We start from the raw sequence: 17,004 nt of genomic DNA, 5'->3' as shown, positions 1-17,004 counted from the left end.
TAAGAGCGCCCGGCAATAGGGACGCGGCGTCGCGGGGCTGGGGCACGCACCTCACCGCGTTGTCGTCGGTCGCCACCCAACACCAGGGTGACTCCCTCCACCGCCTCGCGATGCACGCACCCCAGCCCCGCTCCTTGATCCACACCCCTATTGCCGGGCGCTCTAAAGCGCATTCCCGGTCATCAGCCCTCCGCTCCCTCCCGAACGATCTCAACGGTTATCAGCAGGTGTCGAGCCAGAGGAATCAGGCGGGTCTTGTCAGATGACGACCGTGGCCCTTGTCGGCGGCCGCGGAACCGGGATCGCTCCATTCCCTCCCGCTCTGGGTGGGTTGCGGCGCGACGGTGACAGAAAATCGTTGTATGACTTCGGAAAGCGGCCATGCGTGCCGGCGGTGTCGCCTGCGCCCATTTGCGCTAGCATTGCTATCAGGAGGTGATCCAGATGGCGGCTGTCAGCATTCGGGATCTCGACGACGGCGTGCGGGAGCGGCTGCGCGTACGGGCGGCGCACCACGGCCGTTCGATGGAAGCCGAGATCCGCGCGATCCTCACCGCGGCGGTCAGCGAGCCCGAGGACGCCACTGGTCTCGCTCAGGCTCTGCTCACCCGGTTCGGCGCGCTTGGTGGCGTCGATCTCCAACTGCCAACGCGTACACAGGCACCGCGCGCGGCGGACCTGTTCACGTGACCGGGTACCACCCTTGACACTGATCGTTCTCGATACCAACGTCATCTCTGAGCTCATGCGCACGGCACCAGCCGCCCGCGTCGTGGCCTGGGTGACCAACCAGCCGGCTACCGCCCTGAACACGACCTCGGTAAGCCTGGCTGAGGTGCGTTACGGCATCATCCGACTGCCGATCGGTCGTCGCCGCGAGCTGCTGCTGGCGGCGGCCGACGACATCTTTACGGTATTCCGAGATAAAGTCCTGTCCTTCGATGCCGCGGCGGGCCGCCACTACGCCGATGTGGTGGTCGAGCGGGAAAGAGCCGGGGCTCCGATCAGCGGCTTCGATGCCCAGATCGCGGCCATCTGTCGGTCCCACGACGCCGTGCTGGCCACCCGCAACACCAACGACTTCACCGGTCTGGGTCTGGAGCTGGTCGACCCTTGGAGCGCCGGTGCGTTGCCTGCTGAGCAGGCCACCACCCGACGTGACAAACGCCTGGCTGAGTAAGAGGCTCCGACAGGGCCCACGCAAGCGCAAACGGGATCAGTCCAAACCATGTCGTACGTGTGTCGTACGCTATGTGGCGATGGGCACACAAGGTGTAGAAGGTGCATACCAGGGGGCGCTCCGGGCGTTCCAGAATCCGATGCTCACCCTGCTCCATCAAACGCACGCGCCGTTCGTGGTGACGGTGCTGGCGATGGTCTTCACCGCGGAGCGGCCGATGGTGGCGGTGGCGGACTCGCACGCGGAGATCAACAACGCCCTCGACCAGTTACGGGCCGCGGGCTATGGCGATGAGGACAACCAGCCGCTGCCCGCTGGGAACGCGCGGGAGCTGTGCAGGCAGTGGGTGCAGGCGGGATGGTTGGTGCGGCAGGTGTCCGATGATGACGTCGAGGTGTATCGGCTGTCCGCATACGGCGTTGGTGCGCTCGAGGTAGCCGGACGGGTCGGGGGGGTGCGGACGAGGGTGTCGGAGTCCCGGGTCAGGACACTGTTGGAGGCGATCGAGCGGCTTGCGCAGGATGCCGATCCGGACGTCATGGCCCGGATCGCGCGCCTCCAGGAGGAGATCCGGCAACGTCAGGAGGAGCTCGTTCGGCTCGAAGAGGAAGGCGCCGTCGAGACCGTCGAGGACGAGCAGCTGCTTGAGGCGGCCGAGAACGTGCTGCACCTGGCGCGGGAGCTTCCCGCGGACTTCGCCCGCGTGGCGGAGTCCATCAAGATCATTCAACGCGACGTCGTCGCTGAGCTGCGGCACGACGTGCGGCCGACTGGTGAGGTGCTCCGCGAGTACCTGGCCCGCGGCCAGCGGATCCTGGACGCGACGCCGGAAGGCCGTGCGTTCGCGGGAGCGTTGCGTCTGATCGGCGACCCGACGCAGATCAATGACCTGTGGAGCCAGCTGCGCACGGTGCTGCAGCACCCGTTCACCGAGCTGCTGCCCGAGCGGCAGCGGCGGGAGCTTACCGAGATCGCGCGCCGGATCGAGCAAGGCGTCAAGGAGGTGCTGACCGCGCAAAGGCAGGCATCCCATGTGATCACCACGCAGGTCCGCAACCACGATCCGATGCGAGACCGCCAGGTGGACGACTTGCTGAGGGAGGTGATGTCCGGTTTCCACACGTGGGTTCCCGGCTCACGCCGCGGCGAGGCCGTCGAGCCGCTCCGCCGCCTGCCAGTGGCCGACGTCGGGCACCTGCGGCAGCGCATGAGCGATCCGCGGCCACCACAGCCGCCCGCGCCGTTGCGCGAATGGGATGCGTCCGAGGACATACCGGCCGCGGACACCCGGGCATGGGGTGGGCCCCGGTACGCCGAGCTGCGCGCGCACGTGGCGGCGTTCGCGGGCGACGCGGAGAGCGTGGATGTCGCGGCGGCGTTCCGCGCGGCGGTCGAGGGTATCCAGCGGCCGGTCGACCTGCTCGGCTTGCTGGAGATCGCCCACGATGCCGGGATGACTGAGACGGACCAGGTCGCGGTGGTCGACGCGGTCCGCCCCGACCGGACCCGGCGACGGTTCGCCCTCGGCGGCGTGGTGGCTGCGAACCCGGCGCGCGCTGGCGGGAGCGGCGACGGGAGCGGCGACGGGAGCGGCGACGATGACTGAACCGGACCGCGCTGACGACGGCTGGCCGGCAGACACGGCGGCCGGGTTCATCAACCCGGTCTCGATGGAGGACGATCCAGCCGAGTTGTTCGCTGGCGACGCGGGCACCCTGGACGCGGACGTACGGCGGGTGCTGGTGCAGTTGTTGCGGCGCAAGTTCGTGCTGGCCGAGAGGAGCCCGGCGCAGTGGCGCACGCTGCTGGAGAACCAGCAGATCCTCGAGTCGCGACTGCACGACCTGTTCGTGCGGCTCGTGGTCGACCACGACCGGGGCGTCGCCTACAAGCAGCAGGTGCGCTCGGCGGAACTGGACGTGCCGATCCTGCTCAAGGACGACCCCTACAGCCGGGCCGAGACGTTGGTGCTGGTGCATCTGCGGACTGTCTTCCAACGCGAACGCGGCACGGGCGAGGCGTCCGCGCGGGTGGACATCGAGGAGCTCGAGCAGACCGTGCTGACCTACTTCAATCCGAACGATCACAACCTGGCCCGCAACCAGCAGGAGGTCCGCGGCGCGGTGCAGCGGCTGGTCACCGAAGGCCTGCTCACGGAGGAGTCCGCGGGCCGGTACCGGATCACCCCCATGGTGGAAGTCGTGCTGAGTACCGCGAAGCTCGCCGAACTGGAGCAATGGTTGCGCGGACGGAACGAGGCCACGGCGTGAACATGCTCGAAACGCTGTTCGGATTGATCCCGGCGGCGTCGCGGGGGCAGCAGTGGGTGGCGCGGGACCTGCAACTGGTCAACTGGGGCGGCTATGACGGGTACCACCACCTGCGACTCGCACCCGGCGCGACTCTGCTCAGCGGAGGTTCCGGGTCGGGCAAGTCGACGCTGATGGACTCCTACATCGCGTTGCTCATGCCGCACACGACTCCCTTCAACGGGGCCTCCAACGGAGGGGTGGTCGGCAGGCCGCGGGGAAAGGACCAGCGCAACATCCTGTCCTATGCGCGCGGCAAGCTCGACGAGTCTCGGACCGACGGCGAGACGAAGTCGCAGGTGCTGCGCGGGGACGGCCGCGACACCTGGTCGGCCATCGCGATGACGTGGGCCGACCACACCGGCGTCAGGTTCACCGCGCTCCGGGCTTGGTATGTCCCGTCGTCCGCCCGCGGCCTGGACGACGTCGTCGCGGTACGCGCCACCTGCGATCATGGATACGAGCTGCGGGCGCTGGAAGGAGCGGCAGGCAAGAAACTCGCCCGCGCTGACGTCACGGCAACCGGCCTGAACTGCTTCGACACTGACCGGGACTTCACCGCGCGTCTTCACACCACGCTCGGTATCGGTGCCGCGGGCGATGGGCACAAGGCGGTCGCGCTGCTGGGCCGGATCCAGGCCGGTCAGCAGATCACCACCGTCGACGCTCTCTACAAGACGATGGTCCTCGAGGAGCCGTCCACGCTGGCCACCGCGGACGCGGTGGTACAGCAGTTCGACGAGTTGTCCGGCACCCGGGACAGGATGATCATCGCCCGGCAGCAGGTGAAGGCGTTGGGACCGATCCGCGGACATCGGCGCGCCATCGACGAGGCGGTGGACCGGTTGCACCTGCTCGACGAGGTCGGATCGTTCACCGGTGCGTCGTCCCCGGCCGCGTTGTGGCGTCATGAACGCCGGCTCGACCTGCTGCGCGCAGCCGAGGAGGACCTGGCCGAGCGGCACCGCCGAGCCCAGGAGGAACTGTCGGGGACCATCGCCCTGGTCGAGGCGGCCGAGGCGCAGCGCGACGGCGTGACTGAGACGCTTCGTGCCTCCGGTGGTGACCGCCTGACCACCGCGCTGCGGGAGATCCGGGGCGCGGAGCAGCGGCTGAGTGACGTCACACGCTCATGGAAGCGACTGGACCAAACGCTCCGCGCCATCGACGCTACCGTGTCCACCGGGGAGGACTTCGCCGCACTGGTCGAGACGGCGCACCGCTTCCTGGCCGACACCGACGCCAGGAAAACGGCCCAGGAGCTGTTCGCCGACGCGATGACGGAGAAGAAGGCAGCCGAAGGCGAGTGGGCCGGGTGGCAAACAGAGCACGAAGCGGTCAAGGCCCGCCGGGGCAACATCCCGTCTGAGCTGCACGCGGCTCGCGCGGCATTGGCCGACGCCGCCGGGCTCACCCCGGAGGACCTGCCGTTCGTCGGCGAGCTGGTCGAGGTGCGAACGGAGTTCGAGCCGTGGCGTGAGGCGTTCAACCTGGCGCTCGGCGGGTTCGCCACCCGGATGTTGATCGACATTGGCAGGCTGAACTCGTTCCGCGAAGCGATCAACGCGGTGCCGACCGCCCGGCGGGTCCAGTTCGAGGGCGTGCCTACCGGTCTGCGCGACGAGGTCGCGCTGGACCCGACGACGCTTCCCGGCCGGCTCGACTACCGGCCGTCGCCGTTCACCGCCTGGCTGAAGAACGAGCTCGCCCGCCGGTTCGACTTCGTCTGCGTCGAGACGCCCAAACTGCTGGCGCGACACGCCAAGGCGCTCACCATCACCGGCCAGACAGCGGAACGCGGCCGGGGCGCGCACGGCGGTCACGGCCGGGCCAACGTGCTCGGTTTCACCAACGACAGGCTGCTGGCCGACCTCGAGAACCGGATCGCCTCTGCCCAGAAGCGCCTCGACGCCGCTGGCGCCCGGGTATCGGAGGCGGAGGAGAACCTCAACTCGTTCGAGGCCCGGCGTACGACCTACCAGATCATGATCGAGTTGTCCTGGGACCAGGTGGACGTCGAGTCAGCCCAGGCGGAACGAGACCGTTGGAACCGCGTCGTCGAGGAGGTCCGCGCCGGCAATCCGCGGATTGACCAGTTGCAACGTCAACTGGATGGCCTGAAGGAACGGGCTCGCGCACTGACCGAGCAGGCCGGCCAGCAGAAGCGGGACGTAACGGTACTCGGTGAGTCCCAGCGGTCGATGGCCGACGAGGTCGGCCGCGCCCAGCTGGCACTCGACTCGGCCGCCGCGGCAGGCGCCGAGGTCAGCCAGGAGCAGCAGGCGTACCTGGAGACTCTGTTCGACAGCGGACCGGAGGGCACCGCCCCGGCGGAGGCGCTCGCGGAGTTCGACGGGGCGGTGAAACGAGCCAGTGAGCGGCTCCGTACCGGCCAGCAGGCCGCGACGGAGACGATCAGCCGGTCGAAGAAAGCCCTGCACGACACGTTCTCGACATTCGTCGAGCGCTGGCCCAACCCGAACCTCGGCACCGACGCGGAGGACTCCTACCGCGACTTCGAGCGTCTGCTCGCCGACCTGGAGACCAGCGGACTGCACGAGCTGGAGGCCGAGTGGCGGGACAGCCTGCTCACCCTGTCCGGCAATGACCTGACCGGCCTGGACAGCGAGCTCGCCGCCGCGGTACGGGAGATCCGCGACCGGATCGATCCGGTCAACCGCATCCTCGCCGGACTACCGTTCGCCGATGACAGGCACCGGCTGCGCATCGACCCGCAGGAGAGCCATTCCACGGTGCGCGCCCGGTTCCGCAAGGACCTGCGTGACGTCCGCGCTTTCCTCGACCAGGCGGCAACGGAGGCCGACCGGGACCGCGCCTATCATCGGATGGCCAAGGTGATCAACCGCATCCGGCGCACCGCACCCGACTTCGCCGACCTTGTCGATGTACGAAACCATGTTCGGATCAGCGCCGAGAAACACGATCTCGACGGTGGGCACGTCGCCGTGTACGACCACATCGGCGAGAAGTCCGGGGGTGAGTCGCAGGAGCTCGTCGCGTTCATCGTCGGGGCCGCGCTGCGGTACCAGCTGGGCGATGCCGGCGCCGACCGCCCCCGCTACGCCCCCGTTTTCCTCGACGAGGCGCTGATCAAAGCGGACGCGCACTTCACTGGTCGGGCTATCGGCGCGTGGCGCGGCCTCGGTTTCCAGCTCGTCATCGGCGCTCCCAACGACAAGCACAGCGCGATCGAGCCGCACGTGGACGCCGAGTACCTGATCCTCAAGAATGCCCAGGGCCGATCCTGGGCGAAGCCCCTGGTCGGTGTTCCGGACGCATGAGCGCGCTCGTCACCCCGACGGACGCAGCCGCTGCCGTCCGCCGAAAGCTCGATCAGAAGTGGGCGGAAGCCGTGTGCGCGGAGCATGGCGTCGGCGACCACGTCGTGTTCTCCGTTCCGCTCCGCCCCGGTGTGTCGACGGGCAAGGCTGTCGAGCGGCTCGGATACGCCGCCTGGTACGAGTGGCACATGCGGTGGCGCGAGTTCTCCGAACGACTGCCTACCGGCGTGGAACTCGTTCGCAAAGCGGTGACCATCCGAGGAGTCGCTGGCGATTTCCCTGCCATGCTCCATGCGGACATGGACGGTGGCGTCACGCTCGTCACCGACGCCCGTACCAGCGCCGCGCCACCGGCCGTGGACATCAGCCGTGCCCGTGCGCTCGCGTCAGCGCTGCGGTCCGCCGACGCGATCCTCACCCCGGCGACGCTTCGGGCCGTCTACCGCCTCCAGGCCAACGACGTGGAGGTACTGCTCAGTGCCGTGACCTGGCTACACCAGCACCCCGATGCTGGCGCCTGGACGCTGCGGCAGCTCCCGGTCCCCGGTATGCACACCAAATGGCTTGACACCCACGGCGCGCTGCTGCGCGACGTCGCGGGCCGCGATGTCCGAGACGAGGTCAGGCCCCGGCTGGCCGTCATGCACCTGACGTATGTCGATCCTGACCACGCCGCGTCGGGCCGCCGCAGGCACGACGCCTGGACCACCGGTGACACGCACGACATCGCCTACCGGCCAGGCGTGGTCCTCGTTGTCGAGAACCGCGACTCCCGCCTCTGGTTCCCGTCAGTCAGGGACACCATCGTCGTCGAGGGCGGCGGCAAAGCCGCAGCCGCCCTGCTGGCGAACGTTCCCTGGATCCGCACCGCGGACCACGTCGTCTACTGGGGCGACATCGACGCCGACGGGTACGCGATCCTCGACCAGTTTCGCGCCGCGCTAGCCGAGCCCTTCCCAGACGGCGCGCCAGCGAAGCCCGTCACCTCCATCCTCATGGACGCCACAGACCTGCACCGCTACGCCCGCCACGGCATTAACCATGACCAAGCGGGCCGTCCCATCCAGCCGTCACCGACGGCCCTGCCGCACCTGACCGAAGCCGAGGCCACCGCGTACAACACCATCGCAACCGCGGGCCCCACCCCATTCCGCCGGATCGAGCAGGAGGTCATCCCCCTCGCCCACGCAGCTGCCCGACTGATGCAGATCGTGAAAGGGCGAACTTCCGGCGGCGGCCACTAGTGTCGACCACGATCACTCGGCGTCCTCCCGGACGGCACGTACGTCGGTAGCACGGCTGCTGTGGCGGCCGGCGGATGATCAGAGCTTCGTGCCTCGGATGGCGGTGCCGTCACACTACGGGGAGAACGTCCGGGCCTCTTATGGGTGATCATGGGAGTCGTCGGCAGGTGGCGGGCTTGGGAGTGGGATGCTGCTGATATGGCCGACGGGGGATCCATCGAGGCGCCGCAGCGTTTCTTCGTGTCGTATACGGGTGTCGACGTCCGGTGGGCGGAATGGGTCGCGTGGACGTTGGAGGCGGCCGGGCATGAGGCGCTGATTCAGGCGTGGGATTTCGGGCCGGGCTCGCATTTCGTCGGTGAGATGCAGAAAGCACTGGCTGGTGATCGGCGCACGGTGGTGGTGTTGTCGGCCGCCTATCTGAGGTCGGCGTTTGCCACGGAGGAGTGGCAGGCGGTGTGGGCGGCCGATCCGGCGGGCGCGCGACGATTACTGCTGGTGGTGCGGGTCGAGGACTGTGACCGGCCAGGGTTGTTGCGTCAGATCGTGTCGGTGGACCTGTTCGGTGTCGACGACGAGACCGCGCGGGACCGGCTGGTGGCAGCGATTGCGCAGGGGCGGCGCAAGCCGGCCGTGGCGCCAAGCTTGCCTACTACGCCCGTGGGGGACTGTCCGCGATCCGCCGGGCGGCGGATCTCACCCAGACCCAGCTCGCCCGGCAGCTCGGGGTAGGCCAGGCGTCCGTGGCGAAGACGGAGAATCCGTCAGATCCGAGGGATAGGTAGGCTGTCACGACATCCTCCAGAGCTCTCACGATCACCAGCCGCCAGGCCACGAAACCCCGCGAACGCACGCCTAGCGCACACCTCGCGGCCAGATTGCGCGCCCCGCCTGGGATCGTCCACAGGTACCGGGCAGAGAATCTCAAACGCCTGCTAATCCCTATGCCCCGGCGGTCACCCACTCCGCCACGGTTCGGATCACGAACGCCTGCCACTCCTGGCTCTGCGGCTGGAGGTACTGCGGGTCGTCGTGGACGGCGAAGCCATGCTGCGCGCCTTCGACCTCCACCAGCTGGGCGTCGGCCGTGAACCTGGCCATCGCGGCACGCGAGGACTCGATGGGCACCAGGGTGTCCTTGGTGCCGTGCACCACCAGCGTAGACGCGGCGATCTCACCGATGACCTCGTCCGGCCGCAGCCAGAAGACCTCGTTGAGAATCGGCCGGCCGTGCCTGAGGGTCGGCGTGAAGGTGATCGCCCCCTGCTCGTTCAGCGTCCGGGCAGCCTCGTCGTCTATGTGATCGTCATGCCAGTACGGCCGGCTGTCAATCGTGCGCCACTTGTAGTTGAACTGCGGGTTGAGCAGTACCAGCCGGGACACGTCCGCCGGGCACTTGGCGGCGTAGTAGCCGCAGATGCCGCCGCCGAAGCTCGCGCCGAGCAAGGTCGCGTGGCCGACGCCGGTGGCCTCCTGGACGGTGGCCACGGCAACCCGGATGTCGTTGAGGATGGACGCCAGCGTCAGCTCCTCCTGCCGGCCCTCGCTTTCCCCGTGCCCCCGCAGATCGAAGCGCAGCGACGCCACACCGACATCCGCCAGCCCGGCGGCCAGCCGGGTGAAGAAACCGCCCTCCTCACGGGTGACACCGCCGCCGTGGACCAGGACCGCGGCGCGCTCCGCAGCCGCCTCCGGCGTCGCCAGCGTCGCGGCCAAGTGCAGCCCATCGAGCGTGTGAAGCGAGGTCACGGTCTCGTGCACGGGCATGGCCTCCTTCCTCCTTCGGCGTCGCGGTCGTCGGCCATGGCCATCCTCTGGCGAACAGTCGGCCTTGGCCAAGGCCGGTCGCCGCGTGGGAGATCCCAGTCCAGCACCCGCAGGCCATCGGCGACCCGTTGCCGTACAGCCAGGTCATCTCCTCGGCGGCTGCTGCCGTCGCGCTGTTCATGTACGCGGACCAGTGGCAGAGGCGCCAGACGCTTCCGCCCCGAGCACCATGCCGCAGCAGAACGACGAGGGCACTCAGCGGGCGTCGATCGTCCCCAACCCCGCCCAGTCCACCATCCCGGCTGTGATCAAAAACTTGACCTTGGCCTGGCCCTCCACGCGCACGACGTCGGTGAAGCATGCGCACTCTGTCAGCGGGCGACTTGCTGCCACGCACACGACGATGCCGGTCACCTGGAGTCCCCGCGCGGCGGCGATCAAGTTTTCGCCGACCGCCGGCAGCGGCAGCCGCTTCACCAGTTCTGCCGCGAACTGCCGCTCGACGGAGGAGCGATTGAGCAGCTTAAGCGTCCGGTCGGTGACCTCAACCAGCCCTTCCCGAAGCCGGTCTTGCGCATCCAGGATGGTCCGTGCCAGCTTGGCAAGGGCACTGCACCGGCGTCCTGACCAGCTACGAGTAAGCCGCTGCCATGTCTCGTCACTCACGTACTCGGTCGCGCGCCCGATGACGACTTCCTGAGGACTGGAGCTGGCGATCAGGCCGATGCACGCCTCGGCGGCAGAGCGTACCCGCAGCTCTTCACGGCTCGGAGACAGCGGCGCTGAACGGCGCGGCGCTGATGACGCGGTTCTTGGGCGAGGCACTGCTGGTGTGCGTGCCGTGCTGCGGCGCGGACGAGTCTGAACTAATGACCACGACGGGTGATGCCTACAGCGCAGACCGGCCTCCTTGACCCGATTTCTACAACTTGTGCCGCGCTGGGTAGTCCCTCCACACCTGAACTGGACCATGCACTGAGCGTCAGATCCGATGCATTACGCAAACAATAGTCAAGTTGGCCATCCGTTGATGAAACGGGCTAGTGCGCCCCATCCTCGGATTCAGCCCGTATGCGCTGTTGACCAGAAGTCATCCACGGAACTCACCCAGGTAGCTGGACATACGCGACTCGCTACGCCAACATCGCTTCCCGGAACTCCCGCGGCCCCGGACGGGAGCGCCAGGGCATCAACGTCCGGGCCACGTCCGACAGGATGCCCGTCGTACGTTCCGACCTGGTTGCCCGCGCGATCTGCAAGGCGTCGAGGCCGACAGCGGCGGCGTCATCCGGGTGGCCGCTGAGGGCCAGCGCTGCCGCCTGTCCCGCCCCGAACAGCCCGGTGTCGCGGCGGGACAGGCTGTTCCCCGCCAGGATGTCCGCGAAGATCCCGGCTGCCCGGTTAGGCATCCCGGCCTCGGTGTAGACAGCGGCGGCACGCAGTTGCAGCGTGGCGGTGGCGACATGCAGACCAGTGGCATCATCATCCGGCGCGGTTTCACCGAACGCCATGCGGGCAGCGTCCAGCTTGCGCTCGATCACGGGCAGCGGTTCGCCGTGCGTCGCCAGGGCCAGGGCCTCCTGCTGCAACAGCTCAGCCTGGACAGATGGCGGCGCGGCCGGGCACACGCGGCTGGCGGCTTCGGCCAAGGCCAACGTCCGGGCCAAGTCGCGGCCGTCGTAGGCCATCTGCGACTTCTTGACCAGCACGTATGCCTGCATCGGGGCATCTTGGGCTTCCTGCGCCCACTCCATGGCGCGGTCGTACCAGTAGGCCGCCGATAGCGGATCATGTAAATCCCGGTACAGCCATCCAGCGAACTCCGCACCATCCGCGCCAACCGCCAGCAGTCCCCGCCGCGCCGCCGGCCGGACGTCGCGGGCGTGTTGCTGGATTGCGCCCAGGATGCCGAGCACCATCGGCAGGACACGCAGCGGTCCGAGCCGGCCGTCGTCCCCCTTGCAACGCTCGAGCTGCTGGGCGAAGGAGCCGACGACCGAACCGTCCAGGTAGCGACGGGCATCCTCCAGCGCGGCGGCCATGTGCCGCAGCTCGTCCACACCGGCAAAGGGCAGGATGCGGGCAGCCCGGCGCTCCAGTGAGGCACGGCCGGCACTGGTGATCAGGCGGTTCAGGCCGGCGGTCTCGGCGACTTCGGCGTCAATGGGCAGCGTGATCTCCCGGCCGCCCACCACGACCGGCAGGAAGATCGGCGGACGGGCTTGGGCTGGTTGCCGGGCACGCGGTTCGCCGGGCAGGTCGAACCACAGCAGCTCGGCCGGGATGCCGAGAATCTGGCTGTAGCGGATGAGCTTGCTGAGTTCTTCGGGGGCGCGGCCGTTCTCGATGCGGCTGAGCTGGGCCTGGGTCAGGCCGAGCCACGTGCCGACCAGTTCCTGGGGCAGCGTGTAGCCGTGGTGCGGGTGGTGGCGGTAGGCATAGATCACCCGGCCCATATGCCAGGTAGCCAGGGCGTCGCGCATCTGGTCGAGCGTCCAGAACTCCGGTGGGACGGCCGGCGGCCGGGCCTGGGCGTCGAGGGCGGCGCTCTGGCAGGGGCTGCACATCGCCCCGGCGTTGTCGGCGGCGAGCCGATGGCCGCAGCGTGAACAGTGCCGCAGGCGGGGCGCGGTCGTCATCGCCGGACGGCCTCCCTCTCGCGAACACCAACGCCAAGGTCAACACCACGACGGTAACACCACCGGTAGCAGGGTCTATGCGTCCCGCGTATGCCGGTCACCGCTTCGCGGTGTAGTCGCCCCGCTTTCGGCGGCAGACGCTGAGGCCGTTCGATCATCAACCCGCAATGAACCCGGGATGACACCGGTTGGACGGCCGTGCCATCAAGGGCGGCCCTCCCGGCGGCATCCCCGCGCGAAGGGGGGTTATCCCATGGCCCTCGATTTGGCTGTGCCGGTGTTCGGCCCGCCGGCGGCCGGTAAGACGACGCTGACCGCTGCCCTGTGCCAGGTGCCGGGACGGGCCGTCTTCCGCCTGCGGGAGCACGTACCGGAGACCATTCTGGCGGCCACGGCCACCAGCGCCGAACGGCTCGGCTGGATCGACGACTTCACCGTGGTCACCGCGCTGCGCGGCTACGTCGAGGCCACTGCCAGTGCCGGCATGGCGCACACGGTGCTGTTCGACAACTTCCCTGGCAGCGGCGCGCAGGTGCGCTTCTTCCTGACGGTGCTGGAGCAGCACGCCCCGGGCTGTGCGGTGCGCGCCGTGGAGCTGCTAGCGGCCACCACGACGCTGTACCGGCGGGCCTTCCAACGGCGGGTCTGCCACCGCTGCGAGCGCGACCCGATCCACGATCCCCTCCGCTCCTCGGCCTCGGAACGGCATCACACGCGAAAGTTCGAACGTTCGACGACGGGTTCCGGGAAGCCCAACGCCCAAGAGATTATCTTGAAACCGTATGGATGATTGGCGACAATCTTTTCTCTGCCTGCTTGCCCTGGTCAGGATGCCGGTTCCCCGATGGGGGCAAGCGTGTTGCCGGGGCTGTCGAGCCAGGGAGTCTGGCCTGTGGGCGTGACGGTCAGACCAAAGCGGGTGCTGTCGGGCCGGTCCAGATCGAGCCACCAGCGGTAGGCTGCGTCTAGGTCCTCCCAGAGACGGCGGGGTCCCTGGTGATAGACCCGGTGCTCGTCATCGCCGGGAAGGATAGTGGCCCATGAGCCGGAGGCAGCGTGTGAGAGTAGTACGACGCCGTCCAGGGGCCTGAGCCCGACGTTCCATCCCGGTAGAAGGAGTCCGAGTGCGAACGCGGCGGCGAACTCGGTGAACGGTTCGGTATGAAGACTCCGGGTCGTGGTGATGCTGATGTCGTCTGGGTCTTCGTCGTAGTAGGCCGCGCTTTCTGGGCTGAAAACGCGCCATAGTGGTTTGTCGTCCCGTTGGTTGCGGAGTCGCATGAACGACGCGCCGTCATGGAATCGGCCGTGCGCGCAGCCGTCTTTTTCTGTGGTCAGTCTGAGGAAGGCGCCGCGCCCGAGGCCTCCGACGAACGGGAGGACGATTTTCCCATCGGGCTGGGTCTGTTCGACCCAGGCATACGGTACGTGCAGGGCGCTCGCGGTACAGATGATGCGCTGGTAGGGGGCGTTATCGGTGTAGCCGGCGGCGCCGTCTCCGGTGATCACGCTGACGGGCAGGCCTGTTCTGCGAAGGGCCCGCCGCGCGTGCTCGGCGATTTCCTCATCTACTTCGATCGTTGTCACCCGTCCGGGGGGCGACCTGCTGTGCGATCAGCGCGGCGTTGTAGCCGGTGCCGGCACCGATCTCCAGGACGTTCATGCCCGTCTGCACGTCGAGGAGATTGAGCATCAGGGCCATGACGTCCAGAGCGCTGGACGAGCTGGTGGGGATCAGGCCCTTGCCGTCTTGTAGCTTCCCGTCGTCGACTTGGGTTATGATCCAGTTTTCGGATTCGACCAGTTCATGCCATTTCCTGGGGTTGTCGTGGCGGTTGACGGGGATTGCCCAGCCGTCCTCGTCATACGTCCAGATCACGTCTGGGATGAAGTCCGCGCGGTTCACACTGTCCCGCTTCCGGCGCGGACCCCGCACGTCTTGGTCTCTCCCGCGCTGTTGCCGTCCTTGCCGTCGCCTCCGACGGTGACCGTCCCGCGTCCGTTGCACCGTGCGCAGGTCTGCGGTTGGCGATGGCGGCCACCACCGGAGCTGCCCGAGTCGTCGCTGTTTCCGCCGCGATGTTTTCCCATGCCAATCTCCTGGCTGACTGATACGTATCGAGACAGGTGATGACCTGGGATGTAGGCGTCGAGGGTGGCGGAAGCGTGCCAACACCCGGGGCAGCTGTGCGCGCCTCGCGTATGGACAACGTCTCGATCAGCATCGTCAAAGTGTAGCCAGACGTGTACACCTTCGGTGTGACTGTCGCGGTCGCCCCGCACGCCCCTGGCCGCGTCGGCTCGTGTGCATCTCAAACCCGATCCTGTCGGCCAGAGGCTCATCGAACGGCTGCCTCCGCTGCCGCAGGGCCCGCCGATCGACATCACGTTCCGGATGGACCAGGGTGGTGCACTGACAGTCCAGGCGAAGGAACTCGTCACCGGTCAGACACCCGAGATCGAGCTGCGGATCGGAGACCTCACGTCCAAGAAGATCGCCGATGCGCGGCAGACAGTATCCCGGCTGTCCGCCGTCTGGGACGACGAACAGCCGGGCACCGTTCGGCCAGGTGTTACGCGGTCACGGTGCCGTCGACAGGGTCAGCTTTCCGCGGCGGTGTGCGGTCCTGGGCGGCCTCGTGTTCGTAGCTCTGCCACCGGCCGAGGATGTCGCGCTGCGCGAGCGCCTCAAGCCGGTCGGCCTCCTCGGGGTTGGCCATGCTGAGCCGGGCGAAGCGGGACTCGGTCGCGGCGAACTCGCTGAACGGGATCGACGGCGCCCGGGAATCGAGCGAGAACGGCTGCTCCTCCATGCGCGGATCGAACCGGTACAGGGGCCAGTAGCCGGACCGTACCGCGGCCTTCTGGTGCGCCATGCCGTTGGTCATGTTGATGCCGTGGGCGATGCAGTGGCTGTAGGCGATGATCAGTGACGGGCCACCCCAGCTGGCCGCCTCGTTGAAGGCCTTCACCGTGTGCGCGTCGTTGGCACCGAGCGCCACCTGGGCGACATACACGTCGCCGTAGGCTGCCGCGACGAGACCGAGGTCCTTCTTGCGGGTCCGCTTGCCGCCGACGGCAAACTTCGCGACGGCTGCCCGCGGCGTCGACTTCGACGCCTGCCCGCCGGTGTTGGAGTATCCCTCGGTGTCGAGGACAAGCACATTGACGTCGCGCCCGGAGGCGAGCACGTGGTCGAGGCCACCGAAGCCGATGTCGTACGCCCAGCCGTCGCCGCCGACGATCCACACGCTCTTCGCGACGAGGTCGTCGACGAGGGCGTCCAGCCGGGCGCTGTGGTCGACGCCCCCCAGCCGGCGTCGTAGTTCAGCCACCCGGGCCCGCTGGTCGAGGATGCCGGCCTCGGTGGACTGGTCGGCGTCCAGGATCGCGTCGACGAGCTGGTCGCCGAGCAGCGCGCCCTCGGCGCGCAGCAGACGGCGGGCCTCCCGGGCCCGGGCGTCCAGCGCGAGGCGCATGCCCAGGCCGAACTCGGCGTTGTCCTCGAACAGGGAGTTCACCCAGGCCGGGCCGCGGCCATCGGCGTTGGTCGTCCACGGTGTGGTGGGCAGGTTTCCGCCGTAGATGGACGAGCAGCCGGTGGCGTTGGCGACCACGATGCGGTCGCCGTACAGCTGGGTGAGCAGCTTCAGGTAGGGCGACTCGCCGCAGCCGGCGCAGGCGCCGGAGAACTCGAACAGCGGTTCCCGCAGCTGCGAACCGCGGACAGTGGTCGCCGAGGCCAACCCCGGCTCGACCGCCGGCAGGGTCTCGTGAAAGGCCCAGCTGATCCGTTCCTCATCGAAGCGGGAGGCGGCGTCGACCATGTCGAGGGCCCGGTGGTCGGGCATCTCGCGGCTCTTCGCCGGGCAGGCCTCGACGCAGACACCGCAGCCGGTGCAGTCATCCGGCGCGACCTGGATCGTGAGCCGGTACTCGCCAAGCCGGGGATCCTTCGGGCGGGTGTGGCGGAATGATGCGGGGGCCTCGGCGAGGCGGGCCGGGTCGAACAGGGTCATCCGGATCGCCGCATGCGGGCAGACGATCGCGCACTTGCCGCAGCTGACACACAGGTCGGGATCCCAGACCGGTAGTTCGCGGGCGATGCCGCGCTTTTCGTACCGGGCCGTGCCCACCGGGAAGGTGCCGTCGGCCGGCAGGGCGCTGACCGGGAGCTGGTCACCCTCACCGGCCATGATCCGCGACGTGACCTGCCGGACGAACTCAGGCACATCACCGACCAGACGTCGGCGCACGGTTCCGCTGACCGCACAGCCGCGCAGGTCGACCTCGCACAGTGCGTTCAGCGCCGCGTCGATGGCCGCGGCGTTGCGACGCAGCATCTCCTCACCGCGCTTGCGCTGGCTGGCGAGGACGCCCTTCTTCACCGCGGCGACCGCCGCGTCCGCCTCGAACAGGCCGGACAACCGCAGGTAGCAGGTCTGCAGCACGGGGCTGACGATGCCGGGGATGCCGGCCGTCGCCGCCACCTGGTCGGCGTCGACGACAAACAGCCGGGCGTCCCTGTCCAGCAGGTGCCGCTGGGCCTCGGTGGGCAGGTGC

15 protein-coding genes are annotated in these 17,004 nt (G+C 68.4%); 8 read left to right on the top strand and 7 right to left on the bottom strand.

Going from position 1 to position 17,004, the window contains the following annotated elements; translation table 11 throughout:
- The first annotated feature begins 444 nt into the window (after nt 1-444).
- The 7 genes from MJ777_RS18235 to MJ777_RS18205 all read left to right on the top strand — a co-directional run bounded on the left by MJ777_RS18235 (nt 445) and on the right by MJ777_RS18205 (nt 8,767).
- Entirely contained in the window at nt 445-690 is a 246-nt protein-coding gene (locus MJ777_RS18235) for an Arc family DNA-binding protein (protein ID WP_239310694.1), read from the top strand.
- 13 nt (nt 691-703) lie between these two features.
- Nucleotides 704-1,180 carry a type II toxin-antitoxin system VapC family toxin gene (locus MJ777_RS18230; protein WP_239310695.1) on the top strand — a complete coding sequence of 159 codons (477 nt, stop codon included), beginning with the start codon at nt 704-706 and terminating at the stop codon, nt 1,178-1,180.
- Nucleotides 1,181-1,259: 79 nt separating this feature from the next.
- Complete coding sequence (locus MJ777_RS18225; protein WP_239377263.1) at nt 1,260-2,786, top strand: DUF3375 domain-containing protein; 1,527 nt, start codon at nt 1,260-1,262, stop codon at nt 2,784-2,786.
- On the top strand, nt 2,779-3,450 hold the full coding sequence (locus MJ777_RS18220) for a DUF4194 domain-containing protein (RefSeq protein WP_239310697.1): 672 nt from the start codon (nt 2,779-2,781) through the stop codon (nt 3,448-3,450). The genes MJ777_RS18225 and MJ777_RS18220 overlap by 8 nt, the downstream gene beginning before the upstream one ends.
- Complete coding sequence (locus MJ777_RS18215) at nt 3,447-6,791, top strand: ATP-binding protein (RefSeq protein ID WP_370651616.1); 3,345 nt, start codon at nt 3,447-3,449, stop codon at nt 6,789-6,791. The genes MJ777_RS18220 and MJ777_RS18215 overlap by 4 nt, the downstream gene beginning before the upstream one ends.
- Nucleotides 6,788-8,035 (top strand): Wadjet anti-phage system protein JetD domain-containing protein, encoded by a 1,248-nt coding sequence (locus MJ777_RS18210; protein WP_239310698.1) that lies wholly within the window; start codon nt 6,788-6,790, stop codon nt 8,033-8,035. Before MJ777_RS18215 ends, MJ777_RS18210 begins: the two co-directional genes overlap by 4 nt.
- 198 nt (nt 8,036-8,233) lie before the next feature.
- Entirely contained in the window at nt 8,234-8,767 is a 534-nt protein-coding gene (locus tag MJ777_RS18205; protein ID WP_239310699.1) for a toll/interleukin-1 receptor domain-containing protein, read from the top strand.
- Nucleotides 8,768-8,977: 210 nt separating this feature from the next.
- Here MJ777_RS18205 and MJ777_RS18200 read toward each other — a convergent pair whose 3' ends face one another.
- The 3 genes from MJ777_RS18200 to MJ777_RS18190 all read right to left on the bottom strand — a co-directional run bounded on the left by MJ777_RS18200 (nt 8,978) and on the right by MJ777_RS18190 (nt 12,441).
- Nucleotides 8,978-9,802, bottom strand: coding sequence for an alpha/beta hydrolase (locus tag MJ777_RS18200; protein WP_239332014.1), 825 nt, complete (start codon nt 9,800-9,802; stop codon nt 8,978-8,980).
- Between the two features lie 255 nt (nt 9,803-10,057).
- A complete protein-coding gene (locus MJ777_RS18195) occupies nt 10,058-10,468 on the bottom strand; it encodes a hypothetical protein (protein WP_239377262.1) in 411 nt (136 codons plus the stop codon).
- A gap of 467 nt (nt 10,469-10,935) precedes the next feature.
- Nucleotides 10,936-12,441, bottom strand: coding sequence for a helix-turn-helix transcriptional regulator (locus tag MJ777_RS18190; RefSeq protein ID WP_239377261.1), 1,506 nt, complete (start codon nt 12,439-12,441; stop codon nt 10,936-10,938).
- A 253-nt stretch (nt 12,442-12,694) separates the two neighbouring features.
- Between MJ777_RS18190 and MJ777_RS18185 the strand changes: the two genes are divergently transcribed.
- Entirely contained in the window at nt 12,695-13,231 is a 537-nt protein-coding gene (locus MJ777_RS18185; RefSeq protein ID WP_239377260.1) for a hypothetical protein, read from the top strand.
- 35 nt (nt 13,232-13,266) lie between these two features.
- Here the strand turns inward: MJ777_RS18185 and MJ777_RS18180 are convergent, their stop codons facing one another.
- The 4 genes from MJ777_RS18180 to MJ777_RS18170 form a co-directional block, all read right to left on the bottom strand.
- Entirely contained in the window at nt 13,267-14,028 is a 762-nt protein-coding gene (locus tag MJ777_RS18180) for a hypothetical protein (protein ID WP_255724112.1), read from the bottom strand.
- Nucleotides 14,006-14,347 carry a hypothetical protein gene (locus MJ777_RS22780; RefSeq protein WP_255724110.1) on the bottom strand — a complete coding sequence of 114 codons (342 nt, stop codon included), beginning with the start codon at nt 14,345-14,347 and terminating at the stop codon, nt 14,006-14,008. Before MJ777_RS22780 ends, MJ777_RS18180 begins: the two co-directional genes overlap by 23 nt.
- Entirely contained in the window at nt 14,344-14,532 is a 189-nt protein-coding gene (locus MJ777_RS18175) for a hypothetical protein (protein WP_239311409.1), read from the bottom strand. The genes MJ777_RS22780 and MJ777_RS18175 overlap by 4 nt, the downstream gene beginning before the upstream one ends.
- A gap of 482 nt (nt 14,533-15,014) precedes the next feature.
- A partial coding sequence (locus MJ777_RS18170) for a 4Fe-4S binding protein (protein WP_239377259.1) occupies nt 15,015-17,004 on the bottom strand: 1,990 nt, incomplete at its 5' end.

The organism is Protofrankia sp. Cj5, assembly GCF_917627405.1.
GTDB lineage: Bacteria > Actinomycetota > Actinomycetes > Frankiales > Frankiaceae > Protofrankia.
Note: the sequence above shows the minus strand (reverse complement) of the source record. Positions and strands in the feature narration are given on the sequence as shown.